At 54.9% G+C, this 5431-nt stretch carries 4 protein-coding genes; 1 reads left to right on the forward strand and 3 read right to left on the reverse strand.

Going from position 1 to position 5431, the window contains the following annotated elements; all coding sequences use genetic code 11:
• Together aldA and AB7E14_RS19860 are read right to left on the reverse strand one after the other, a co-directional pair.
• On the reverse strand, nt 1-1177 hold a 1177-nt coding region (aldA, locus tag AB7E14_RS19855; RefSeq protein ID WP_428169840.1), incomplete at its 3' end, for an aldehyde dehydrogenase.
• A gap of 197 nt (nt 1178-1374) precedes the next feature.
• A complete protein-coding gene (locus tag AB7E14_RS19860; RefSeq protein ID WP_044257960.1) occupies nt 1375-2169 on the reverse strand; it encodes a YdcF family protein in 795 nt (264 codons plus the stop codon).
• 391 nt (nt 2170-2560) lie between these two features.
• On the opposite strand from AB7E14_RS19860, the gene AB7E14_RS19865 reads away from it, so the two are divergent.
• Nucleotides 2561-3880, forward strand: a complete 1320-nt coding sequence (locus AB7E14_RS19865; protein WP_044328258.1) for an MFS transporter — start codon at nt 2561-2563, stop codon at nt 3878-3880.
• A 126-nt stretch (nt 3881-4006) separates the two neighbouring features.
• Here the strand turns inward: AB7E14_RS19865 and AB7E14_RS19870 are convergent.
• On the reverse strand, nt 4007-5431 hold a 1425-nt coding region (locus AB7E14_RS19870), incomplete at its 5' end, for a DUF3418 domain-containing protein (protein WP_428169841.1).

A 5431-nucleotide genomic window follows, 5' to 3' on the forward strand; every position in this document is an offset into this window, starting at 1 on the left:
CCACCACAGGCAGCACAGGGCCAAAGGTCTCTTCGTGCATGATGGTCATCTCCTGACGAACATCCAACAGCAATGTTGGCGGATAGAAGTAACCTTTGCCCTCAACGGCTTTGCCGCCGAGCGCCACCCGTGCCCCCTCCTGTACCGCCCTCGCCACTTTCTGCTCCACACGTTGCAGCGCCGCGGCATTGATCAGCGGCCCCATGGCGATGTCGTTACGCTCGCCTGGGTTACCGAACTGTACCACTTTCAGGGCTTCGCCCAGGCGGTTCACGAACAGGTCATAAATCCCTTTTTGTACGTAGACACGCTCCGCGCAGTTACAAACCTGTCCGGTATTGATGACCCGGGAATCCACAATCGCTTTGACCGCCAGTTCAAGATCGGCATCATCCATCACAATCGCTGGCGCCTTGCCACCCAACTCCAGGCACACTTTGGTGATATTTTTCGCCGCAGTCGCCATAATCTTTTCACCTGCTGCCACGCTGCCGGTCATGCTGACCATCGCCACTTTCGGGTTACCGGCCAGTTCCTGGCCGACGGTTTCACCACGCCCCAGCACCAGGTTAAACACACCACGCGGCAGACCAATCTCATCAACAATTTTGGCAAACGCAATCGCGTTATTGGGCGTGAATTCGCTGGGTTTAATCACGATGGTGTTCCCGGTCAACAGGGCCGGAGCCAGCTTACGGGCGATCAGGAAGAACGGGAAATTCCACGGCAGGATCCCGGTGGTAACCCCCAGCGCGCGCTTAAACAGCAAGATATTCTCGCCAGGACGATCGCTTTGCAGTATTTCGCCTTCATAGCGACGAGCCCACTCCGCCATATAGTCGAGATAGTCGGCAGTAAAAGAGACTTCCACCTCGGCCAGTTGCTGAACTTTTCCTCCTTCAGCCACAATTAAGGCACTGATTTCGCCAGCACGTTCACGGATCCCGGCGGCAATTTTGCGCAGCCAGCCAGCACGAACGATCGCTGGCAGCGCTTCCCACTCAGCCTGCGCACGGTCCGCCGCTGCAATGGCTTTGCGCGCGTCTTCTGCACGACCATCAGGAATACGCGAAATCACCTCTTCCGTCGCCGGGTTGATGACGTCAATCCAGGCATCCTCGTGCCAGGTCACAAACTGTCCATCGATATACATAGGATGTTGTACGGGTACTGACATGCGCTACTCCTGTGATTGAATTGTTTTTAACAAGTGAAACTATTGTTAATAAACATCAATCATGCCTCAGCGATCCCGGCTGGTGTCGTGATTCTGTGAACTGCTTCATAAAAGAGAGGGGTCAGGCTGGGGAGAACGAAAACGCAGGCATTTTTGTTTTGCCCGTTTGAGAGAAAACACTCCCAAACGGGCAGGTGTTAGCGTAACGAACGGTGGTTCATCGCCTCATTCAGCGCCGCATCCTGTTGCAGGATCTGCCACGCGGCCTCGACCTCCGGCGGAAAATCCACATGCACAATGAAGTCACGCCCCCGAGGTCCATAGCCGGTGTCATCATTGCGCAAGCGCGGGATTTCGCCCACCACCAGCGCTAAATAGCGATCGATGCTCCACAGGCCGCCAGGGTCATTAGCAAATACAATATCGTCCTCCTGCTGACACAAAACAGGCGTAAATCCCGGATGGCTCAGCCAGCGCGGTGCGTCCGGATCGTCACGGGTTACCCGGCGAAAGGTCGCTACGGTACGCCGCTGCATCGTAGGATCCTGTACCACAATGGCCGTGTTAATCGGTGTTGCGGCCTGCGCGATCATTTGCGCGCTAAAACGGGCGTTCTCTCCGCAGTTAGTTGACTGATCTTCCAGCCAGATTTTGTCTGCGGGAATGTGCCAGAACTGCCGGGCAATATCCGCCAGGATGGCGGCTTCGGCGCGTCCGGTCGTCTGGATCGTGTTGTAACGGGGATGTTGGGCAACGGCGGCATACAGGAAGGTCGTGGAGTGACCAATCCCACCAGCGATCAGCAGCGGAACCTCTTGCTGTTGGGCTATCTGGCAGGCCGCGTCAATTGTCGGGATGACGGCATTGCCCGCCAGTACCACACAGTCTGCCGGGTAAGCAGGCCCGCCGCAGAAATCATCCTGCGCCAGCCACTGCCCCACCGTATTGATCGCCTCAAGGGTGGTGGCGGAAAGTCTCGGGAACGGTTGCATCATTAAGCTCCTCCTCTTATTTCAGCAGAGTACCGCACCCACGCTGAATAAACAGTAGATCTCTCTGAAAGGCTGATGATTGATATTTCGACGCTTTTTTTGTCATCTCAGTGAAATAACACAAAACGTCTAAAAATCGGGCGGTTGCACCTGCACATTATCCTGTTTAATTATCAGAATATGAACGATTAACGTCATTTATTCTGCAATTACAGAAAATCATTCTGGCAAAATGCTCTCTTTTTAGCCCATTACGGCGTGCCTCCTCTTGTTAAATGTTACTAACACACCTAGTTTGATTAACAATTTCACAACCTTTTAACGTAACAGGTTGCACCTGCCACACTGCCAGGTGACACCTTTTTTGTTCTCTGGCGGAGGTTTACAGTTAATGACGACCCATGAAAGCAGTACGGTTATTCTGAAGAAAAATAAGAAGGTACTTGTCGCCAGTCTGACCGGCAGTGCGATTGAGTGGTTCGATTACTTTCTGTATGGCACCGCGGCTGCGCTGGTGTTTAACAAGATTTTCTTCCCGATGGTCGACCCGGTAATCGGTCTAATCCTCTCGTACCTCTCCTTCTCGTTGACCTTTTTTATTCGCCCGATTGGCGGGGTAATTTTCGCCCACATCGGCGATCGCATCGGGCGTAAGAAAACGCTGGTGCTGACGCTTTCCCTGATGGGCGGCGCGACGGTGATGATCGGTCTACTGCCCACCTATGAGATGATCGGTATCTGGGCCCCCATTCTGCTTATCCTGATGCGCATCATTCAGGGGATGGGCATTGGTGGCGAATGGGGTGGCGCACTCCTGCTGGCCTATGAATACGCGCCGGAAAAACGCAAAGGCTTCTTCGGCAGTATTCCCCAGGCGGGCGTGACCATTGGCATGCTGATGGCGACGTTTATCGTCTCGCTGATGACCCTGTTTAGCGAGGAAGATTTCCTCTCCTGGGGCTGGCGTATTCCCTTTCTGCTGAGCTCCGTGCTGGTGCTGTTAGGACTGTGGATCCGTCGGGATATCGATGAAACGCCAGACTTCAAGAAGGTCAAAGCGACGGGTCAGGTTGCCAAAGCGCCGCTGCGGGATACGCTGACTCGTCACTGGCGTGAAGTGCTGATTGCCGCAGGTTTGAAGGTGGTGGAAACCGCGCCGTTCTACATTTTCTCAACTTTTGTGGTCAGCTATGCCACCAGCACACTGAGTTATCAGAAGTCCCAGGTGCTGGAAGCCGTCACCGTGGGTGCACTGATTGCTACGGTGATGATCCCGCTGATGGGGCTGCTGTCGGACAAAATTGGCCGCAAACGGATGTATGCCATTAGCGTCGCCCTGCTTGGCCTGTTTATCGTGCCATGGTTCCTGCTGCTCAATACCGGTACTACCTGGGGCATTATGCTGGCGACAATTGTGATGTTCGGCGTGCTGTGGGCGCCAGTGACGGCGGTACTGGGGACATTGTGCTCGGAAATTTTCAGCGCTAACGTTCGCTACACCGGCATCACCCTCGGTTACCAGATTGGCGCAGCGCTGGCGGGCGGTACCGCTCCCCTCATCGCTACCGGGTTGCTGGCAAAATATGACGGCGACTGGGTGCCCGTGGCGTGGTATCTGCTTACCACCGTGGCGATATCCCTGGTTGCCATTTTCTTTGCCAGTCGGGTGAAACATAGCCCGGCGATCAACGCTCAGCCTAACGAATTGTAATCTCTTCGCGGCCAGATCCTCTGGCCGCTTCTGTAACAATACGGTACAGATTCGAACGTCTCACCTGCGTCCGATGGCGCTGCGCTTATCGGGCCTACGGACAATACATTGCCATCCGGTACTGAATTACCCGCTAATCTGTTCCATTGCCTGCAGGATACGTTTATCCGAAATGGGATAGGGCGTTCCCAGCTGTTGGGCAAAATAGCTGACCCGCAATTCTTCAATCATCCAGCGGATCGCTTTCACCTCCTCGTCTTCGCGTCGCGCCGGCGGCAGCTTGTTGAACCACTGCTGCCAGGCCTGCTGTACGCTTTCGACTTTCAGCATCTGCGCGCGATCGCGATGGGGATCAATCGCCAGTTTCTCAAGACGTTTTTCAATCGCCTGCAAGTAACGCAGCGTATCGCCAAGACGACGGAAGCCGTTGCCGGTGACAAATCCGCGATACACCAATCCGCCCATCTGCGCTTTGATGTCGGAAAGCCCCAGCGCCATCGTCATGTCCACGCGCCCCTTCAGGCGTTTATTAATGTTAAAGACGGCGGTCAGGATCTGTTCGACCTGCTTCGCAATCTCCACAACCGTCTCATTCAGCTCGGCGCGAACCTTCTCATGCAGCGCGGCAAAACCCTCTTCCGTCCAGACCGGACCACCGTTAGCATCAATCAGCTTATCCACGCCGCAGGAAATGCAGTCGTCAATCAGCTCCAGCACTTTGCCGTACGGGTTGAAGTACAGACCCAGCTTGGCTTTATTCGGCAGCTTCTCGTGCAGATATTTGATCGGCGACGGGATGTTCAACAGCAGCAAACGGCGTAAGCCAGACCACATCGCCTGCTGTTGCTCCAGCGGATTATCAAAGAGTTTGATCGCCACGCTGTCACGCTCATCCACCAGCGCAGGCCACGCTTTGACTTTGTAATTGCCACGTTTTTGCTCGTAGCTTTCCGGCAGTTGCCCAAAACTCCAGATGTGCAACCCGCTCTGTTCAATGCCATCATCGGCCACCGCCGAGAGCGTCTCCTGCACTTTTCCTTTCAGCCGGTCTTTTAGCTCCTGTAGCGAGCGCCCTTCCTCCAGCTTCTTGTTTTTATCATCCACCACCCGGAAGGTGATTTTTAGATGATCGGGCACCTGATCCCAGTGCCAGTCCTCGCGGTCAACCGTCACGCCTGTCATCCGACGCAGCTCACGCTCCAGCGCGTCCAGTAGCGGCAGTTCCAGCGGCGTCACGCGGCCTAAAAACGCCTCGGCATAGTTCGGGGCCGGAACAAAGTTACGCCGCACCGGCTTCGGCAGCGATTTAATCAGCGCAATCACCAGTTCGCGACGCAAGCCCGGGATCTGCCATTCAAAACCATTTTCGTCGACCTGATTCAACAACGGCAGCGGAATATGTACCGTCACCCCGTCCGCATCCGCCCCCGGTTCAAACTGATAGCTCAACCGCAGTTTCAGCGAGCCCTGATGCCAGAAGTTCGGGTAATCCAGCTTGCTGATGTTGTCCGCGCCCTCTTTGATCAACATGCTCTTTTCAAAATTGAGCAG

This window comes from Citrobacter sp., assembly GCF_050252275.1.
Classification (GTDB): Bacteria; Pseudomonadota; Gammaproteobacteria; order Enterobacterales; family Enterobacteriaceae; genus Citrobacter_A; species Citrobacter_A amalonaticus.